Consider the following 18,291-nt stretch of genomic DNA (forward strand, 5'->3'; position numbering starts at 1 on the left):
CAGTGTGCCATGGAAGCGCTCCCACAACAAGCGCAGACGTCGCTCGTTCAGCCCGTTGTTTCGATCTCGTTTTGGGTCTTTCACAAAGCGGTGACGGGCGTTACAGTCGCAACATCGGTCGATGGGAGCGCTTCCATCGACAAGGTTCCAAAAAGAAGATCGCTGGGGTCGTCCTGACGAGCCCGGCGAACCATCCCGAGGGCCGACGACGGGCCAGCCCGGACGCCGTCGTCAGCCATCATCCCGCCTTACGGAGGGAGGTGGAACCAGAGCCACTCGCGTGGCCCGGCTCCCGCGCGACACGCACGGCAGGACCCAAATTCCGCCCGTGTGTGTGCAGTTACGGTGGGGACGGGGGTTGCCCTCCCCCGTCCCCACACTAAACCCCCGTACACGATGGGAAAAGAGGCCGACGGGACAGGCGCGCCGCGCCGCCCGGCGGCCTTGTTCGCTGTCTGGGGCCCCCAACCGCCTCGACCCGCCATCGCCGGCCGCCATGACGGCCAGCTGACCCGGGTTGGCCGCCCCTGGCCTATCCTGGGAGCGCTCCCGAATCCCCGGCGGTGGCCCCGTATCCACGAGGAGAATCCATGTCGATACCTACCGGGCCCGCCGGCCCGCTGCGCTTCCCCGCCAACTTCGGCTGGGGCGCGGCCACCTCGGCGTACCAGATCGAGGGCGCCGCCAAGGAGGACGGGCGTGGTGAGTCCGTCTGGGACACCTTCAGCCGTGTCCCGGGCAGCACCCGCAACGGCGACACCGGCGACGTGGCCGCCGACCACTACCACCGCTACACCGAGGACCTCGACCTCATGCGCGACCTCGGATTGCGCAGCTACCGCTTCTCCATCTCCTGGCCCCGCATCCAGCCCGACGGCACCGGTGCCCCCAACCAGCGCGGGCTCGACTTCTACCGCCGACTCATCGACGGCCTGCACGACCGTGGGATCACCCCGATGGCCACCCTGTTCCACTGGGACCTCCCCCAGGCCCTACAGGACTCCGGCGGCTGGGAGTCGCGCGACACCGCCCACCGCTTCGCCGACTACGCCGACGTGGTCTTCCGCGCCCTCGGTGACCGGGTGCCGGCGTGGCTCACCATCAACGAACCCAAGACCGTGGTGCAGAACGGCTACCTCACCGGCCACCACGCCCCCGGCCGGCAGGATCCGGACGCCGCCTACCTGGTCGCCCACCACCTGCAACTCGCGCACGGGCTCGCCGTCGGCGCGCTGCGGGCCACCGGCAGCGGCAGCCGGATCGGCCCCGCGCTCAACCTGCACCCCTGCTACCCCGCCGACGACTCCCCGCAGGCCGCCGCTGCCGCCCGCCTCTACGACGGCTACGAGAACCGCCTCTACCTCGACTCCCTGCTCCGGGGCGACTACCCGGAGGACCTGCTGGCCGACCTGGGCCCGCAGAGCCGGATGGTCCAGGGCATCCGCGACGGCGACCTGGCGACCATCTCGGCGCCGATCGACCTGTTGGCCGTTCAGTACTACACACCCATCTACGTCACCGCCGACGGCGGCACCGTGCGACGCTGGGCGACCACCGAGGCCGAGTGGCAGCAGATCTACCCCGAGGGGATGTACGACCTGCTGACCCGGGTCACCCGCGACTACGGCCCGATCCCCCTGACCATCACCGAGAACGGCCTGCCCACGGCGGACACGCTGGCCCCGGACGACACCGTCCACGACACCGGTCGGATCAACTTCCTGCGCGACCACCTCACCGCCGTGCACCGGGCCATCGCCGACGGGGTGCCGCTGGAGAGCTTCCACGTCTGGTCGCTGCTGGACAACTTCGAGTGGGACGCGGGTTACGACCAGCGCTGGGGCCTCGTCTACGTGGACTACCCCACCCAGCGGCGGGTGCTCAAGAGCAGCGCCACCTGGTACCGCTCCGTCATCACCGACGGCGGCTTCTGAGCGGGCCGCCACCCGGGGATTGCCGGGCCCGGACGGCTCGGCTCGGGTGAGCCGGTGACCGTCCGGGTCTCGGCCGGGGCCGGTCAGCGGGGCAGGGCCTGCTGCAACTCCGCTCGCAGCGCCGGAGTGAGCATCTCCCCCGCCTGCTTGGCCAGCCGGGCCATCTCGTATCCCACCACGCCGATGTCGGCGTCTCCGGCGGCCAGCGTGGCCAGGATCGAACCGTCGCGGATCTGCATCACCAGGAAGTAGCCGCGACCCATCTCGACCACCGTCTGCTTGACGATATCGCCGTCGAACATCGAGGCCGCGCCCGCCGTGATGCTCATCAGGCCGGAGGTGACCGCCGCGAGTTTGTCCGCGTTGTCGCGGGGCAGGTGATCGGAGATCGCCACCAGCAGCCCGTCCGAGGAGACCACCACCGCGTGCGCCACGCCCGGCACCCGCTCCGCGAACGCGCTCACCAGCCAGCTCAGGTCACGCGCCTCCTGGCTCAACGTCGTCACTGTCGTCGTCCTCCTTCGTCGTACCCCCCGGACGGTGGCACGGGTATCTCGGTGGTGTCCTCGGCCTCGGCACGCCGCACCCCGCTGTAGAGCCGAGAGAGCATGCCGCCGACCGCTTCCGGGTCCGGGTCGACGCGTTTCGGCGCCGAGGTGGGTTGTGCCGTACGGGTGACCGCGCTCAACTGCGCCATCGGCACCCGCACCGGCAGCCCGCGTTCGTTCGTGCCGCCGGTCACCGGGACGGCCGGCGGCACCGCCACCGTGGGCACCGCCGGCGCGGACGGACCCTGCCGCGACCACCAGCCCCCACCGTCGCCGGAGGTGGCGGCCGGGGCCAGCACATCCTCCGCGCGCACCGGCACCGGACGGGCCTGACGCGGCACGGCGACCCCCGGCGGACGACCGGCCACCGGCAGGTCCCTGGTGTCGAAGCCCGCCGCCGGGGCACCGGTCTCCCAGGCACCCGCGGGCTGCGCGGCCCCGCCCCGAGCGGCGTTCGCCGCCAGCATCCGGGCCGACGCGGGTGGATCCAACTCCACCGCGCCCGCCGGAGCCAGCAGCCCCGCGGGCAGCACCAGCCGGGCGACCAGACCGTCCTGACCACCGTCGAGGCGCACGGTCACGCCCAGCCGGGCGGCCAGGTGGCTGACCACGAACAGGCCCATCCGCTCCACCGCCGCGACATCCGCGGCCGGAGGGCTGGAGAGCACCGCGTTCGCCTCGGCCAGCGCGGTCGGGCTCATGCCCAGACCGCGGTCGACTATCTCGATCAGCGCGGTCGTGGCCTCGACCCGGGCGGTCACCACCACGGGGGTGTCCGGGCGGGAGAAGGCCGTCGCGTTCTCCAGCAGCTCGGCCGCCAGGTGCACCAGCTCGCCGACGGCGTGCCCGACCACGTACACGTCGGCCACCGACTCGATGCGGACCCGCTGGTACTGCTCGATCTCCGCGGCGGCGGCCAGCAGCATCGCACCGAGGCCGACCGGCCGGTTCCACCGCCGGGTGGAATCGGTGCCGGCGAGCACCAGCAGACTCTCGTCGTTACGGCGCATCCGGGCGGCCAGGTGATCGAGCTTGAACAGGTTCTCCAACTGGTCCGGGTCGCCCTCCTCACGCTCCAGGTCGTCCAGCAGCTCCAGTTGGCGCTCCACGAGCACCTGGCTGCGGCGGGCCAGGTTGACGAACATCGCGTTGACGTTGCGGCGCATGAGCGCCTGCTCGACGGCGACGGTGACCGCGCTGCGGTGCACCGCCACGAACGCCTCGGCCAGCTCACCGATCTCGTCGAGCGAGCGGACCACCGCCGGCGCGACCTCGATGGTGGGCACCCCCCCGCCGACGGTCTTCAGGCGGCCCAGGGCGTCCGGCAGCTCGACCTGCGCGATCCGCAGCGCCTGACTGCGCAGCAACCGCATCGAACGCGCCACCGACCGCCCGACGAGCAGCGAGATCAGCAGGGCTGCCAGCAGGACCGCGACGACTCCACCGACGACCAGCAGGGTGGTCCGGAGCTGACCGTTACTGGCGTCGTCGGCCTGCCGCACGGCGTCGTCCAGCACCCCCGCCTCAAGCTGGCGCAGCAGGTCCTGGCGCTGCTGGCTGGCCGACCACCACTGCTCCGACGGCAGCACCTCGGGCGCCGCGTCGCCGGCTGGCAGACTGCGTTCCTCCAGCTGCGTGGCGACCAGGAACCCCGGGGTCACCGTGGTCTCGTCGTAGCGGCGGATCTGGTCGTTGGTCGCGGCCACCCGGAACGCGCTGAGCGCGGTGAGCTGTTGGGCGCGCAGGTCCGCGAGGAGCACCCGGTCCTCGGTGCCGTACCCACCGGTGCGGCCGGCGGCGTAGAGCCGGGCCCGGACCTGGGAGGAGAGCTCCTTGACCCGGGCGAGCTGCACGTAGCGCAGGACCGCGTCGTTCAGCTCGGGCTGGCCCTGGCCGGGGGTCGGCTCGGCGAGCAGGTCGAGCATCGCGCCGATCGCCCGGAAGTAGTTGCTCAGGATCGTGTCGCTGCTGAGCACCGCGGGCGGGATCGCCGGCCGGATGTCGTCGACCTGGTCGTACGCCTCCAACGCCTCGGAGTAGGCGACCCGCCAGGACGCGTCGGCGTCCGCGAGGGGCGCGGCGGCCCGCCGCAGGTTGTCGATGGCCCGGTCGGCCGCCGCCTGCAACGGCCGCAGGTTGTTCACCGCGGTTTCCCGGTCGCCGCCCCGGCGCAGCTCACCCAGCTCCCCCGCCGAGCGGTCGCGCTCCTGCTGAAGCTGGTGCACCACGGCGGTGATCTGCCGGCCGATGCCGACCTGGCGGGAGAAGTCGTTCAACGCCGTCGTCCGCCCGACCAACGCGCTGGTCTGCACACCGGCGAGCACCAGGAACGCCAGCGACGGCACGATCAGCACCGTCGCGAGCTTCGTGCTCATCCGCCAGTCCCGCAGCCGGAACGGTGACCGGCGTCGATGCGGGACAACTCGGACGTCGAAGCGACGCCGGCGATGGCTCGACACCGCGCCGTTCGCCGGGTCGGGACCTGCCGCCACCCTGCCTCCTCGGTCCTACCGCGTCCACCGCGGTCCGGGGAGCGCGGTCCATCCAACCAGGCTCGCGACCAGTGTCAACGGCCCGGGCGACGCGAGGTTCAGGAAGGATACTGCGGGTGCGAACCTCCTGCCGTGGTCGGTAAGACCAGCTCGTCCGTCCGGCCGATGTCGGCGAGCTCGATCGCGTCACCGAACCGACCCAACGCCACGAGTGCCGCGCCGGTGGCACCGATCTCCGGGTTGCGTTGGTGCGACACCGGTCGCGGTGCCAGCGCGGTCGCGAACGCCTGCCGCCACCACACCGAGGCCGCCACCGCACCCCCGCCCAGCACCACACCCACCGGTTTGTCGACTGTGGACTCCAGCACCGCGAGATCCTCGGCGACCAGCTCACAGAGCCCCTGCATCAGCCCGGCCAGGATGTCCACCGAGGTGGTGCTGAAGCTGAGGCCGCGGAGCTGCCCGCTGCCGGCGGGCGCCAGGCCGGGCGGCCGGTCGCCACCGAAGCGGGGGTCGGTGGGTCGGCCACCACCCGCCGGCACCAGCGCCAGTGCCGCGTCCAGCTCGGCGCCCTGGGGCAACCGCAGCTCCCGGTTCGCCCAGGCGAACAGGTTGCCCCCACTGGAGTACGCCGCGCCGGTGACCACATGGTCGTGGTCGACCCGGTAACGCCAGAGTCGTTCGGGGAGCCGGGGCATCGGTTCGCCGGCCGGGATCCGCTGCATCAGCCGTACGGCCGCCGAGGTGCCCACGGTGACCGCGGCCCGGCTCGGGTCGACGCAGCCCGAGCCGACGTTCGAGGCCCCACCGTCGCCCACCGGCGGCGCCCACCGCGCCTGCGCCAACTGCGGCCACCGGTGGGCCAGCTCGGCCCGGAGCCGGCCGTGCCAGTCCAGCTCGCCGAGGGCCGGCAGGTCGGCTGGTCGCGCCCCGGCCAGCGTCAACGCCTCCTCGTCCCAGCGCAGGGTACGCAGGTCGAGCAGACCGGTCCCGGAGGCCTGGGACACCGACATGGGCGCGTCGCCGAGCAACTCGCCCAGCACGTACTCGGGCAGGCCGACGAACCGGGCGATCGTCGTGCCGGACTGCTCGCGCAGCCACGGCAACCGCATCGACCAGTACGAGCGGTGCCACCAACAGCCGGTGCGCTGGTGGAAGCCGTCCGGGTCGGACGGTCCGGCCGTACCGCCGACCGGCGCGGGCCGGGTGTCCAGCCAGGTGACCACCGGGCCGATCGGGGTGCCGTCGCGGTCGAGCGGGAGCACCGAGTGCCACTGGGCGGACACCGCCACCAGGTCGACGTCGTGCAGGTGCCCCGCGTCGGCCAGCTCGTCGAGGCACTCGATCAGGCAGGCGAGGTAGCCGGGACCGGACAGCGTGCCGGTGCCGTCGTCGCCGATGGCGAGGTCGACCTTGCGCCGGGCCAGGGCGCCGGGCAGCGGACGGCTGTCGCCGTCCAGCACCAGCCCGCGTACCGAGGAGGTGCCCAGATCGAGCGCGAGAATGTTCATCGACGGTCAAGTTACCCGGTGTCAGCCGGGCGTCGGGCGCGTAGGGTGGATCACATGCTCGCGCATCTGACCTGCTGGTGGCCCGCCAACCCGGCGGCCACCTTCCGCGCGTAGCTTCATCCACGCGGCCGCCATCGAGGCGGCCGCCGGTTCTCCCGGCCCGGATGGCCGCCCCGAACGGCGGCGCCCGGCCCCACGGAGACTCTGATGACCCACCTGACCGACCTGATCGCCGCCGTGACCAGCGGCGCCGACCCGGGCCCCTTCGCGCTGGTGCGCCGCGACGACGCCGACGAGCTGGAGTTGTTCACCGGCACCGTCGGCACCGTCGACCGTCTCGCCGACATCCCGCTGCCGCCGGGCATGCCGGGAGCGCGGACGTTGGCCCTGGTGCCGTACCGCCAGATCACCGAGCGCGGCTTCGCCTGCGTCGACGACGGTGCCCCGCTGGAGTGCCTCCAGATCCGCGAGCATCGGCGGATCGCGCTGGCCGACGCCCTCGCCGCGCTGCCCGACGAGCCGGTCCGCACCACCGACGCCGCCTTCGACGTCACCGACGAGGAGTACGCCGAGACCGTGCGGCGGGTGCTCGCCGAGGAGATCGGCCGCGGTGCGGGCGCGAACTTCGTCATCCACCGCACCCTGCACGCCACCGTGCAGGGCCGACCGCTGGTGGCCGCGCTGGCCGCGCTGCGCCGGTTGCTGGTCGCGGAGCGCGGCGCGTACTGGACGTTCGTCGTGCACACCGGCACCCGGACGCTCGTCGGTGCCAGCCCGGAGCGGCACGTGAGCGTCGACGACGGGCTGGTCATGATGAACCCGATCAGCGGCACCTTCCGACGCTCCGGTGACACCCCGGACCGGGCGGCGCTGCTGCGCTTCCTCGCCGATCCGAAAGAGGTCGAGGAGTTGTACATGGTGCTCGACGAGGAACTGAAGATGATGGCCACCGTCGCCGAGCACGGCGGCCAGGTGATCGGCCCGCACCTGAAGGAGATGTCGCACCTGGCGCACACCGAGTACCTGCTCGCCGGGCGGGGCACCCGCGACGTGCGGGAGGTGCTGCGCGAGACGATGTTCGCCCCGACCGTGACCGGCAGCCCGATGGAGAACGCCTGCCGGGTGATCGCCCGACACGAGGGCCGCGGCCGCAGCTACTACGCCGGTGTGCTCGCCCTGCTCGGCCACGACGAGGCCGGGCGGCAGACGCTGGACGCGCCGATCCTGATCCGTACCGCCGAGATCTCCCCCACCGGCCACCTGCGGGTGCCGGTGGGCGCCACCCTGGTCCGGCACTCCACGGCGGACGGCGAGGTGGCGGAGACCCACGCCAAGGCCGCCGGTGTGCTGGCCGCGCTGGGCCTCGGGCCGGCGGCGCCCGCCGGCGACGGCGGCCCGGTCGCGCGGCTGGCCGACGACCCGGAGGTACGCGACGCGCTGGCCGCGCGCAACGCGCCGCTGGCGCGGTTCTGGCTGGACCAGCGGGCACCGGACGCACCCGGGTTGCCCGGTCTGGTCGGCCGCCGCGTGTTGATCGTGGACGCCGAGGACACCTTCACCGGGATGCTGGCCCACCAACTGGGCGCGCTGGGCCTCGCGGTGAACCTGCGGCCGTGGCACGCGAGCGGCCCCGTCGACGGGTACGACCTGGTGGTGGTCGGCCCTGGGCCGGGCGACCCGGGCAGCCCGGCCGAGCCGAAGATGGCGGCGCTGCGGGGGTTGCTGACCGAGCTGCTGGCGACCGGCCGTCCCACCCTCGCGGTCTGCCTGGGCCATCAGGTGCTGGCCGGGATGCTGGGGCTGGCGCTGCATCGTCGGGAGGCGCCCTACCAGGGGTTGCAGCGGGAGGTGTCGCTGTTCGGGCGGACCCGCCGGGTCGGTTTCTACTCCACCTTCACCGCCCGTGCGGAGGCCGACCGGCTGGTCACCGCGTACGGGCCGGTGGAGCTGGCCCGGGACCCGGGCGACGGCGCCGTGCACGCCCTGCGCGGGCGGGGCTTCGCCGGGGTGCAGTTCCACCCGGAGTCGGTGCTCAGCCCGGACGGGCTCGCGGTGCTCACCGAGTTGCTGGGTGACCTGCTGCCGGCACCGCGCGCTGACGAGCTGTCCACCACGGGCGGGCGCGCATAGGGTCTGTGTCAAAGTCCTCGGTCGAGCCGAGGCGGAGTCCAGACGGCGATCCGGCAAGGCGGAGATTCGTCCGGATACCGATGTTGTATCCGGACGAATCTCCAACGCGGCCGGTCGCCGCCTGGGCCCGCCGCAGGCCGGCCAGGGGCTTTGACACAGACCCTGGCCGTCCCGCCGCTGGGTAGGCCTGAATGGCGACCGGTGGCGTGGACGGGCCGAGAGCCCCCGCCCGTGCCACCGGTCGCTTCCGCCGTCAGCCGGCCATGCCCGCCTTCAGCGCGGCTCCCAGCAGCACGGCGCGTCGTGCGGTGAGCGCGCAGGCCCCGAGCGCCACGGCGTCCGGGGCGATCTCCCCGTTGTTGCTCGTGTGCGAGGCGCCGTACGGGTTGCCGGCGATGAACTGGCTGGTGTCGGTGTAACCGGGAGCGACCACCACCCCGCCCCAGTGGTAGAAGACGTTGAACAGCGAGGTCAGGGTGGTCTCCTGCCCGCCGTGCGCGGTCGCCGTCGAGGTGAAGGCGGCGTAGACCTTGTTGGCCAGCGCGCCCTGCGCCCAGAGCGGGCCGGTGGTGTCGATGAACTGCTTCAGCTGGGCCGCGATCATGCCGTACCGGGTCGGCGCACCCATGATCACCACGTCGGCCCAGGCCAGGTCGTCGACCATCGCCTCGGGCACGTCCTGGGTCTCCAGGTGGTGCGCCTGCCAGCCGGAGTTGGAGCGGATCGCCTCGTCCGGCGCCAGCTCGCGCACCTTGCGCAGCCGCACGTCCGCGCCGGCATCTCCGGCAGCCTCGCAGACGGCCTGCGCCATCTGGTACGTGATGCTGGTGGCGCTGTAGTAGATCACCGCTACCTTGGTCTGGGCAGCCATCAGATGTTCCCCTTCTCGTCTCGGGTCAGCTCCCGCGACTACCCGGTGGGGGCGACCTCTAACGGCAGGGCGCACGGGCCCGTTTCGGTCCGTCCGGCTCAAGTTTTCCGCAACTTCCCGACTGTTTCGGTCCCCCGACGCGTACGGACCGCGATCCTGATGTCACCGGTGCCGGTGGTAACCAGCCGCCGCCCCGCACCGAGCACCTGAACGGGGGATCGCGCTCCGCCACCAACGGCGCTGGCGTAGCGCGATCAGGGGACCGGCCCGGCTGAGCACCGCCGCCGGCCGGCTCCGCTCAGCGAACCAGTGCCGCCATCAACCGGTCCAGCTCGGCCGCCGGATCGGCGGTGAGCCCGGTGTGCACCGGACCGGTCTGGATCATCGTGCTGCGCGGAGCGGCCAGCCAGTGGAACCGCTCACCGAGCCGCATCCGGGTCGCCGGCCCGTCGCCGGAGCAGGTCCGGTCCCAGGAGGAGAGCACCGCGGCCACCGCCGGCAGATCGACGTCGGGCGCCAGGGCGCGGACCCGGTCGGCGTCCAGATGTGTACGCGCGGCCAGGAAGTCACGCTGTTGGCAGTAGAGCAACACCCCGACGTTGATCTGTTCGCCGCGCTCGATGCGGGGCACCAGCCGGATCAGCGCGTACTCGAAGGGTTGCCTCATGCCGCGCTCCCCTGCGGCAGCCAGTCGGCGGTGCGGGCGACCCGGCGGGACAGGTGTTCCAGGTACGCGGCGCGGGCGGCGTCGGCCGTCTCGAAGTCGGCGGCGGTCAGCCACTCCGCCGGCACCAGGGCCAACACCTCGGTGAGCAACTCCGGGGTGACCCGGGGCGCCAGCTCGGCGTCGGCGTCGGCCAGCCGGGAGGCGAACGGCGCCAGCACGTGGTCCTCGGCTCGGTAGGCGCGGTGCACGGCCCTCTCGGCGCGCGGCCAGTTGTGGTGGAAGTACAGCGACGCGCCGTGGTCGATCAGCCACAACTCCCGGTGCCAGACCAGCAGGTTGGGGTTGCGCCAACTCCGGTCGACGTTCTCCACGTACGCGTCGAACCACAGCACCCGGGACGCCAGCACCGGGTCGACGGGGTGCGCCAACGGGTCGAACCCCAGCGCCCCGGGCAGGAAGTCCATCCCCAGGTTGGCACCGCCGCTGTTGCGCAGCAGCTCCTGCACCTCCTGGTCGGGCTCGGCCCGCCCGATGACCGGGTCGATGTCGAGCACGACCAGCGGGGGCACCCGCAGCTCCAACCGGCGGGCCAACTCGCCGCAGATCACCTCGGCGATCAGCGCCTTGGGTCCCTGGCCGGCGCCCCGGAACTTCGCCACGTACGTGCCCAGGTCGTCGGCCTCCACCACGCCCGGCAGCGACCCACCCTCGCGCAGCGGGGTGACGTAACGGATCGCGGTGACCTGGCGGAGCACGCCGCCCACCCTACTGGGGTCCGGGGCCGGGGCCGGCAGGTGTGCCGCCGACTCCCCGCCCGCGTCAGTCGAGCTTGTCGCGCAGTTTGTCGACCTGGGTCTGGAGCCGGTCCACCGCGTTCTCGTTGTTGACGAACGTGGAGATGCCCGCGGCCAGTCCGAGGCCGATCAGCACGGCCAGGATGCTCAGCACCAGGCCGCCGATCGACACGCCACGCCCGGTGACCCCGGGTCGGCGTGCCATCTTGAGGCCGACGATGCCGAGGATGATCCCGATGATGCCGAGCACCAGCCCCAACCAGGCGAGGATCGCCGTCAACACGCTGAAGAACCCGGCCACTCCGAACACCAGGGCGAAGGTGGCGGCGGCGCTCGTCTTGGCGCGGACGTCCCCTCGATGGCTCCGGGATCCGGCTGGTGCGCCGGCGCCCCGCACCGGCTCGCTTGCGGCAGTCATGAGAGTCCCTTCCGTACGCGCGGTGCGCGCACTTGCGCGAGCCGCTTTCCCCCGACGACAGCCCTTACGCCTCCCGTCGCGGACGTGTCGGTGGTCGGTTCTAGGCTGGCTGTCCAGCCAGGGGCTCTAGGCTGTCCGTCCAGCCTGGGAAGGGACCCCCCCGATGCCTGCCGACCTCAGCGCGGCCGACGCGCTGGCCCTGCGGATGACAAGCCTCCTGCTGCGCCCGCACCCGAGCACCCGACCCGCCGGCGTCGCCGAGGTGGTCGAGTGGTTCGGCGCGATGCAGGCACAGGACCTGGCCAGCGGCCTGTGGTCACTGGGCGCGCGGCTGCCCGGGCGGACCATCGGAGACGTGCAGGCGGCGTTGGAACGGCGCGAGGCCCTGCGCACCTGGCCGATGCGGGGCACCGTGCACCTCGTCCCACCCGCCGACGCCCGCTGGATGCTGGAGCTGACCGGCGTTCGCTCACTTGCCGGCGCGGCGACGCGTCGGGTGCAGCTCGGGCTGACGGACGCCGACGCCGACCGGGCGGTCGACGTCCTCGGCGCCGCGTTGGCCGGTGGCGGCCGGCTCACCCGGGCCCAGTGCCTGGCGACGCTGCGCGCGGCCGGGCTGGCCACCGACGGGCAACGCGGTTACCACCTGCTCTGGTATGCGAGTGTGCGCGGGGTGACCTGTGTGGCACCGAACGTCGGCACCGACCAGACCTTCGCCCTGCTCGACGAGTGGGCGCCCGACGCCCGCAAGCTGGAACGGGACGAGGCGCTGACCCTGCTCGCCCACCGCTACGTACGCGGGCACGGGCCGGTCACCGCCCGCGAGTTCGCCGGCTGGAGCGGCCTCACCCTGGCCGACGCCCGACGCGGGCTGGCCGCCGCCGACGACGTGCTGAGCACGGTCCGGGTCGACGGCGAGCCGATGCACATCGACGCGGCGCTGGCCGACGCACCGCGCACCTCGCTGGACGACGTGGTGGCGCTGCCCGGCTTCGACGAGTATCTGCTGGGCTACCGCGACCGCACACTCATGCTCGACCCGGCGCACCAGGCGGCCGTGGTGCCGGGCAACAACGGCATCTTCCAGGCCACCGTGGTCCGTGCCGGCCGGGTGGTGGGCGTGTGGAAGCGCAAGGTTGGCCGGGCCGCGGTCACCATCACGATCCAACCGCTGACACCGACGGCGACCGTCGAGCGGGCCCGTGTCGAGCAGGCGCTTGAGCGCTACGCCGACTTTCTCGGGCTGCCTCCCCGCTTCGACTGGCTGGCCTGAGCGCGCTCGTCAGTGATGGGCTGGCCTTGGTCCGGCCCGGGCTGGCCTGGTCGAGCGTCAGTCCTCGGGTGGGCGCGCCGCTTGTGCGTCACCCGATGGTGGGCGCGCCGGTCGCCCGTCACCCGATCGGGGGCGTGCCGTGGTGAGCAGGTCGACGACCCGGGCCACCCGCGGGTCGGTGCGGATCTGCGCCACGGTGGCCGGCAACGGCAACCGCCAGTTCGGGTATTCGTCGACAGTGCCCGGCAGGTTGGGCTGGCGCACCTCGCCCAGCACGTCGTAGAGGGAGACGCCGAGCAGCCGGGCCGGGCTTGCCCCGAGCGCGGCGTGCATCGCCACCACCACCTCGCCGTCGTCCGCCGTCGCGGCCAGCTTGCTCCGCGCCGGATCGGAGGGCGCGGCCGGCGCGGCCCGGTCGGTTGGCGCGGACAGCGTGGCGGGGTCGGGCGCCGCGGCCGGGTCGGTTGACGCAGCCAGGTCGAGCGGCGCGGCCGGGTCGGGCGGCGCGGACAACGCCGGTGCGGCCGGGCTGGTCGGCGCGGCCGGGTCGGGCAGCAGGCGCTCGGCCCGCAACATCGTGAGCAGGCGCTCCCGGTCCGCGACGGCGCGGGCCCGCTCCACCGCCGCGTCGGTGTCGAGCAGCTTCAAGTCGTCGCGGACCCGCACGTGCTCGCCGATCAGGAAGCCCGGTGCGGTCGGCAGGTCGTGGGTGGAGATCGTGGCGAGGGCGTTGCGCGGCCACCGGGCCGGCGGGACGAAGTCACCCTCGCCGTCGCGCGCGAACCACAGCACCGTCGAGCCGAGCATGTTGCGCCCGCGCAGCCCCCGGGTCACCGCCGGTTGGACCGTACCCAGATCCTCGCCGACCACCACGGCGCCGGCACGGTGCGCCTCCAGGGCGAGGATGCCGAGCATCGCCTCGGCGTCGTAGCGGACGTAGGTGCCCTCGGCGGCCCCGCCGCCCGGCGGCACCCACCACAGCCGCCACAGGCCGGCGACGTGGTCGACCCGTAGGCCGCCCGCGTGCCGCAGGGTTCGGCGCAGCATGTCCCGGTACGCCGCGTACCCGGTGGCGGCGAGCCGGTCCGGGCGCCACGCGGCGAGCCCCCAGTCCTGGCCGAGCTGGTTGAAGTCGTCGGGTGGGGCACCGACCCGCACGCCCTGGGCCAGCACGTCGGCGAGCTGCCACCCGTCCGCGCCGCCCGGGTCGATGCCGACGGCCAGGTCGTGCACGACGCCGACCGGCATCCCGGCCGCGCGGGCCGCCGCCGTGACGGCGTCGAGTTGTTCGTCGCACAGGTGTTGCAGCCAGGCGTGGAAGGCCACCCGGTCGGCGAGCTGGCGGCGTTGGTCGGCGACCGCCGGGGCGTCGGGGTGGTGCAGCTCCGCCGGCCAGGCCCGCCAGTCGTTGCCGTACCGCTCGGCCAGGGCGCACCAGGTGGCGAAGCTCGCCAGCGCCGGGTCCGCGGCGAGGTCGACCGGCTGGGCGTACGGGTGCAGCAACTCCAGGGCGTGCCGTTTGGTGGTCCACACCTCGTCGTAGTCGATCAGGTCACCACGGTCGGGGCGCATGGCGTCGACCACTGTGCGGGTCGCCGGATCCGCCGCCCGGTACGCCGCGGTGTCGCTGACCCGCAGGTAGAGCGGGTTGACGAAGCGTCGGCTGGCGGGCGAATACGGTGATGCGGCCACCGGGTGCGCGGGCCCGACCGCGTGCAGCGGGTTGAGCAGCACCAGCCCGGCACCGGTGGCACCGGCCCACTCGGTGAACTCGGCGAGGTCGCCAAGGTCGCCCATGCCCCAGGAGCGGTCCGAGGTGAGCGCGTAGAGCTGGAGCATCCAGCCCCAGGTGCGCGGCGGCACGGGCAGCCGGCGGGGCACCACCACCACTGTCACGTCTCGGCCGGCACAGGCCAGCCGGTGCCAGCCCAGCGGCAGGTCCACCGGCAGCTCGCCGTCGACCGCGCGGCGGCCACCGTCCTCCAGGGTCACCACCCCGGGGCCGGGCAGTGCCCGGGTTGCGCCGTGGGTGAGCACGACAGTCTCCGGCAGCGTGCCGCGGTCGACCGCACGGGCGGCGGCGAGCGCGTCGGCGATGGCCGCCGGGCTGGTGGCGTCCACACCGAGCAGGCCGAGCACGCCCACCACGGTCTCCGGTGCGACCTCGACGCGGCGGTGCCGCCAGTCCTCATACCAGGTGGACACCCCGTGCGCCTTGGCCAGCGCAGTCAGTCGTCGGTCCATCCCGCCCCCCGCCTCACGATGCGACCTCCGACCACCTTGCCACGACCGGCGGCGCGGCGCAGGACACGGCCGGGGCCGGCGGGTCAACCCGGGACAGGAAGTGCCCGATCGGGGAGCGGGTTGGGCCCGGCTTGGCGATCATGGAGTTGTGGTGCCGACTTTGGGGGTTTTACGGGCGTTCTGTTACCCACCACAACTCCATGATCGGCGAGGCAAGTGCTGGTTGGCGAACAGCCGTTCCGCCTAACGCAACGGCGTTGTCCTTTTTGTAGCGGCATCCCGCGCGACCGACACCACTACCACAACGATCGAGCACGATCTTCACGCCGGATGCGGTCGCACGCGGGGACGCGCTGACGCGCCGGGCGCGTCAAGGCCACTGTCAGTCGGCCAGCGCGCCGGCCGCCCGCCCCTCGCGCAGGGTCAGGTTGCGGCCGGTGGCCGGGTCGAACAGGTGGATCTTCTCCAGGTTGAACCAGACCCGGCGCGACTGCCCCTCGGCGACCGGCGACTCCGCGGACAGGCGGGTCACCAGGTTGCCGCCGCCACCGGCGAAGTCGGCGACACCGGCGTCGGCGGCCAACTCCTCCAGCTCGGCGGCGGTGGCCTTCTCGCCCTCCACGGTGAAGTAGACGTACTTGTCCGAGCCCATCGACTCGACGATGTCGACGGGTGCCTCGAACTCCATGCCCCGGCGGCGGGTGTCGTCGTCGACAAGTTCGGCGTCCTCGAAGTGCTCGGGGCGGATGCCGAGGATCAGCTCGCGGGGCGCGTCGGCCGCCTCCAACTCGCGGCGGATCCGGTCGCCGAGCGGCACGTCACCCAACGCGGTGTGCAGCCCGCCCTCCTGCACGGCGGCGTGCAGGAAGTTCATCGACGGCGAGCCGATGAAGCCGGCCACGAAGAGGTTGCGCGGGTGGTCGTACAGCTCCTGCGGAGGACCGACCTGCTGCACCGCACCCCCGCGCATGATCACCACCCGGTCGCCGAGGGTCATCGCCTCGGTCTGGTCGTGGGTGACGTAGACGGTGGTCGTGCCGAGCTGCTTCTGCAACCGCGACACCACCGTCCGCATCTGCACCCGCAGCTTGGCGTCGAGGTTGGACAGCGGCTCGTCCATCAGGAACGCCTTGGGCTGGCGGACGATCGCCCGGCCCATCGCCACCCGCTGGCGCTGCCCGCCGGACAGGTTGGCCGGCTTACGGTCCAGCAGTGCGGTCAACTCCAGCACCTTGGCCGCCTCGTCGACCTTCTGGTTGATGGTCTCCTTGTCCAGCTTCGCCAGGCGCAGCGGGAACGCCATGTTCTCCCGCACGGTCATGTTCGGGTAGAGGGCGTACGACTGGAACACCATCGCGATGTCCCGGTCCCGGGGGGCCTTGTCGTTGACCCGCTGGCCACCGATGCGCAGCTCGCCGGAGCTGATGTCCTCCAGGCCGGCGATCATGTTGAGGGTGGTGGACTTGCCGCAGCCCGAGGGGCCGACCAGGATCACGAACTCGCCGTCGGCGATCTCCAGGTCGACGTCCTGCACGGCGACGGTCCCGTCCGGGAAACTCTTGCTCACCTTGTCGAGCACGATGTCAGCCATGACTACCCACCTATCCCTTGACTGCGCCGGAGGTCAGGCCGGACACGATGCGGCGCTGGAAGAAGAGGACGAACAGGATGATCGGTACGGTGATCACCACGGCGGCTGCGCAGATCGCCCCGGTGGGGTCCTCGAACTGCGACGCGCCGGTGAAGAACGACAGCGCGGCCGGCACCGTGCGGGACCGCTCGGTGGAGGTCAGCGAGATGGCGAACAGGAAGTCGTTCCAGCAGAAGATGAACACCAGGATCGCCGTGGTGAACAACCCGGGCGCGGCCAGTGGCGCGATCACCCGGCGGAACGCCTGGGCCTGGGTCGCGCCGTCCATCTTGGCGGCCTTCTCCAGGTCCCACGGGATCTGCTTGAAGAACGCCGACAACGTGTAGATCGCCAGCGGCAGAGCGAAGGTGATGTACGGAACGATCAGCCCGAGCCAGGTGTCGAAGATGCCGATCGTCCGCTCGATCTCGAACAGCGGCGACACCAGTGACACCTGTGGAAACATCGCGATCAGCAGGGAGACGCCGACCAGCACCTTCTTGCCGGGGAAGTCCAGCCGGCTGATCGCGTACGCGGCCATCGCGCCGAGCACCACGGCGATCAGCGTGGCGATCAGGGCGATGCCGATGGAGTTGGCGAGTGCCCGGACGAACTGGTCGGTGTCGAAGATCGTCTTGTAGTTGTCGAGGGTCCACTCCCGAGGGATGAACTTCCCGTCGGTGAGGGTGGCCGGCGTCTTGAACGACAGCGACGCGATCCACAGCACCGGGACGAGCGCGAAGACGACCACGACGACGTCCAGCAGACCCCAGCGCAGCTTGGCCCGGGTGGTGGTTTCGACAGCCATGTCAGCGCCTCTCCCCGTCGTCGCTGCCGGGGGCAGCGGTGCCGAACAGCTTCACGAAGATGAACGCGATGATCGCCACCGTGATGAAGATCAGCACCGACATCGTCGAGCCGATGCCGAGGTTGAGGCCCCGGATCAGGTTGTTGTAGGCGAGCATCGACACCGACGACGTCTCGTTGCCACCGGCGGTCAGCACGAAGATGTTGTCGAAGACGCGGAACGCGTCCAGGGTGCGGAACAGCAGGGCGACCAGGATCGCCGGCTTCATCACCGGCAGCATCACCTTGGTGAACTTCTGCCAGGCGGTGGCACCGTCGGTGGAGGCCGCCTTGAGCAGGTCCTCCGGCACCAGCGCCAGCCCGGCCATCAGCAGCAGCGCCATGAACGGCGTGGTCTTCCAGATCTCCGCGAGCATGATGATCGCCAGTGAGCTGGCCCGCTCGGTGAGGGGCGCGCCGTCACTGAACAGATCGGCCAGGTAGCCGGTGCCGGGCGTCCAGGCGTACCGCCAGGAGAACGCCGCGACCACGGTGACGATCCCGTACGGGATGAGCGCCGAGGTGCGCACGATGCCCCGCCCGACAAGCGTGCGGTGCATGATGATCGCCAGGCCCATGCCGAGCACCAACTCGACGGCCACGGTGACCACCGTGATCAGCGCGGTGACCCCGAACGCGGTCCACCAGAACTCGTTGCTGAGCACGGTGACGTAGTTGTCCAGCCCGATGAACTCGCGCTGGTCGGGAAAGCGCAGGTCGTAGCGCTGCAACGACAACCAGACCGAATAGATGATCGGGTACGCGGTCACCAGGATCATGACCAGCGCGGCGGGTGCGCAGAGCAGCCAGCCCAACCTGCGTTCGGATTTCTTGTTCGCGCTCAGTGGCGGCTTACGGCGACCACCACGTTGGGTGGGCACGGCGGCGCGCTGGTCGTCGGTCTTCTCCGGGGTCTCGGTGGTGGCGGGCCGA

14 protein-coding genes are annotated in these 18,291 nt (G+C 72.2%); 3 read left to right on the forward strand and 11 right to left on the reverse strand.

Features of this window, described 5'->3' with window-relative positions; translation table 11 throughout:
* Nucleotides 1-590 precede the first annotated feature (590 nt).
* Nucleotides 591-1,934 carry a GH1 family beta-glucosidase gene (locus AB0B14_RS25100; RefSeq protein WP_357074496.1) on the forward strand — a complete coding sequence of 448 codons (1,344 nt, stop codon included), beginning with the start codon at nucleotides 591-593 and terminating at the stop codon, nucleotides 1,932-1,934.
* An 83-nt stretch (nucleotides 1,935-2,017) separates the two neighbouring features.
* On the opposite strand, the gene AB0B14_RS25105 is transcribed toward AB0B14_RS25100, so the two are convergent.
* The 3 genes from AB0B14_RS25105 to AB0B14_RS25115 form a co-directional block, all read right to left on the reverse strand.
* The gene (locus AB0B14_RS25105) at nucleotides 2,018-2,431 is read right to left on the reverse strand and encodes a roadblock/LC7 domain-containing protein (protein ID WP_355008432.1); all 414 of its coding nucleotides are present in this window, start codon (nucleotides 2,429-2,431) and stop codon (nucleotides 2,018-2,020) included.
* Nucleotides 2,432-2,436: 5 nt separating this feature from the next.
* On the reverse strand, nucleotides 2,437-4,857 hold the full coding sequence (locus AB0B14_RS25110; RefSeq protein ID WP_357524520.1) for a nitrate- and nitrite sensing domain-containing protein: 2,421 nt from the start codon (nucleotides 4,855-4,857) through the stop codon (nucleotides 2,437-2,439).
* Between the two features lie 215 nt (nucleotides 4,858-5,072).
* Nucleotides 5,073-6,485 (reverse strand): FGGY family carbohydrate kinase, encoded by a 1,413-nt coding sequence (locus tag AB0B14_RS25115; RefSeq protein ID WP_357074491.1) that lies wholly within the window; start codon nucleotides 6,483-6,485, stop codon nucleotides 5,073-5,075.
* A 207-nt stretch (nucleotides 6,486-6,692) separates the two neighbouring features.
* Between AB0B14_RS25115 and AB0B14_RS25120 the strand changes: the two genes are divergently transcribed.
* Complete coding sequence (locus tag AB0B14_RS25120) at nucleotides 6,693-8,615, forward strand: anthranilate synthase family protein (protein ID WP_357524522.1); 1,923 nt, start codon at nucleotides 6,693-6,695, stop codon at nucleotides 8,613-8,615.
* Between the two features lie 253 nt (nucleotides 8,616-8,868).
* Here the strand turns inward: AB0B14_RS25120 and wrbA are convergent, their stop codons facing one another.
* From wrbA to AB0B14_RS25140, 4 genes are all read right to left on the reverse strand, one after another.
* The gene (wrbA, locus tag AB0B14_RS25125; RefSeq protein WP_357074485.1) at nucleotides 8,869-9,486 is read right to left on the reverse strand and encodes an NAD(P)H:quinone oxidoreductase; all 618 of its coding nucleotides are present in this window, start codon (nucleotides 9,484-9,486) and stop codon (nucleotides 8,869-8,871) included.
* A gap of 298 nt (nucleotides 9,487-9,784) precedes the next feature.
* Complete coding sequence (locus tag AB0B14_RS25130; RefSeq protein ID WP_357074482.1) at nucleotides 9,785-10,153, reverse strand: DUF3037 domain-containing protein; 369 nt, start codon at nucleotides 10,151-10,153, stop codon at nucleotides 9,785-9,787.
* Nucleotides 10,150-10,908, reverse strand: coding sequence for a HipA family kinase (locus tag AB0B14_RS25135; protein WP_357074479.1), 759 nt, complete (start codon nucleotides 10,906-10,908; stop codon nucleotides 10,150-10,152). Before AB0B14_RS25135 ends, AB0B14_RS25130 begins: the two co-directional genes overlap by 4 nt.
* 64 nt (nucleotides 10,909-10,972) lie before the next feature.
* Nucleotides 10,973-11,365 (reverse strand): hypothetical protein, encoded by a 393-nt coding sequence (locus tag AB0B14_RS25140; RefSeq protein WP_357074476.1) that lies wholly within the window; start codon nucleotides 11,363-11,365, stop codon nucleotides 10,973-10,975.
* 163 nt (nucleotides 11,366-11,528) lie between these two features.
* On the opposite strand from AB0B14_RS25140, the gene AB0B14_RS25145 reads away from it, so the two are divergent.
* Nucleotides 11,529-12,638 (forward strand): winged helix DNA-binding domain-containing protein, encoded by a 1,110-nt coding sequence (locus tag AB0B14_RS25145; protein ID WP_357524524.1) that lies wholly within the window; start codon nucleotides 11,529-11,531, stop codon nucleotides 12,636-12,638.
* Nucleotides 12,639-12,695: 57 nt separating this feature from the next.
* On the opposite strand, the gene malQ is transcribed toward AB0B14_RS25145, so the two are convergent.
* From malQ to AB0B14_RS25165, 4 genes are all read right to left on the reverse strand, one after another.
* Nucleotides 12,696-14,882: a 4-alpha-glucanotransferase gene (gene malQ / locus AB0B14_RS25150; protein ID WP_357524525.1), complete on the reverse strand. Its 2,187-nt coding sequence runs from the start codon at nucleotides 14,880-14,882 to the stop codon at nucleotides 12,696-12,698.
* Nucleotides 14,883-15,264: 382 nt separating this feature from the next.
* Nucleotides 15,265-16,473, reverse strand: a complete 1,209-nt coding sequence (gene ugpC / locus AB0B14_RS25155; protein ID WP_357524527.1) for a sn-glycerol-3-phosphate ABC transporter ATP-binding protein UgpC — start codon at nucleotides 16,471-16,473, stop codon at nucleotides 15,265-15,267.
* A gap of 10 nt (nucleotides 16,474-16,483) precedes the next feature.
* Nucleotides 16,484-17,320, reverse strand: coding sequence for a carbohydrate ABC transporter permease (locus AB0B14_RS25160; RefSeq protein ID WP_357074464.1), 837 nt, complete (start codon nucleotides 17,318-17,320; stop codon nucleotides 16,484-16,486).
* A 1-nt stretch (nucleotide 17,321) separates the two neighbouring features.
* Nucleotides 17,322-18,239 carry a sugar ABC transporter permease gene (locus AB0B14_RS25165; protein WP_357074705.1) on the reverse strand — a complete coding sequence of 306 codons (918 nt, stop codon included), beginning with the start codon at nucleotides 18,237-18,239 and terminating at the stop codon, nucleotides 17,322-17,324.
* Between the last annotated feature and the right edge of the window lie 52 nt (nucleotides 18,240-18,291).

This window comes from Micromonospora sp. NPDC049171 (assembly GCF_040648275.1).
Classification (GTDB): domain Bacteria; phylum Actinomycetota; class Actinomycetes; order Mycobacteriales; family Micromonosporaceae; genus Micromonospora.

What these genes read in the sequence shown, in the direction of transcription:
- AB0B14_RS25160 (WP_357074464.1), bottom strand. Translation starts at nt 17,320, where the DNA reads ATGGCTGTCGAAACCACCACCCGGGCCAAGCTGCGCTGGGGTCTGCTG.
- wrbA (WP_357074485.1), bottom strand. Translation starts at nt 9,486, where the DNA reads ATGGCTGCCCAGACCAAGGTAGCGGTGATCTACTACAGCGCCACCAGC.
- AB0B14_RS25115 (WP_357074491.1), bottom strand. Translation starts at nt 6,485, where the DNA reads ATGAACATTCTCGCGCTCGATCTGGGCACCTCCTCGGTACGCGGGCTG.
- malQ (WP_357524525.1), bottom strand. Translation starts at nt 14,882, where the DNA reads ATGGACCGACGACTGACTGCGCTGGCCAAGGCGCACGGGGTGTCCACC.
- AB0B14_RS25145 (WP_357524524.1), top strand. Translation starts at nt 11,529, where the DNA reads ATGCCTGCCGACCTCAGCGCGGCCGACGCGCTGGCCCTGCGGATGACA.
- AB0B14_RS25100 (WP_357074496.1), top strand. Translation starts at nt 591, where the DNA reads ATGTCGATACCTACCGGGCCCGCCGGCCCGCTGCGCTTCCCCGCCAAC.
- AB0B14_RS25120 (WP_357524522.1), top strand. Translation starts at nt 6,693, where the DNA reads ATGACCCACCTGACCGACCTGATCGCCGCCGTGACCAGCGGCGCCGAC.
- ugpC (WP_357524527.1), bottom strand. Translation starts at nt 16,473, where the DNA reads ATGGCTGACATCGTGCTCGACAAGGTGAGCAAGAGTTTCCCGGACGGG.
- AB0B14_RS25130 (WP_357074482.1), bottom strand. Translation starts at nt 10,153, where the DNA reads ATGAGGCAACCCTTCGAGTACGCGCTGATCCGGCTGGTGCCCCGCATC.
- AB0B14_RS25140 (WP_357074476.1), bottom strand. Translation starts at nt 11,365, where the DNA reads ATGACTGCCGCAAGCGAGCCGGTGCGGGGCGCCGGCGCACCAGCCGGA.
- AB0B14_RS25110 (WP_357524520.1), bottom strand. Translation starts at nt 4,857, where the DNA reads ATGAGCACGAAGCTCGCGACGGTGCTGATCGTGCCGTCGCTGGCGTTC.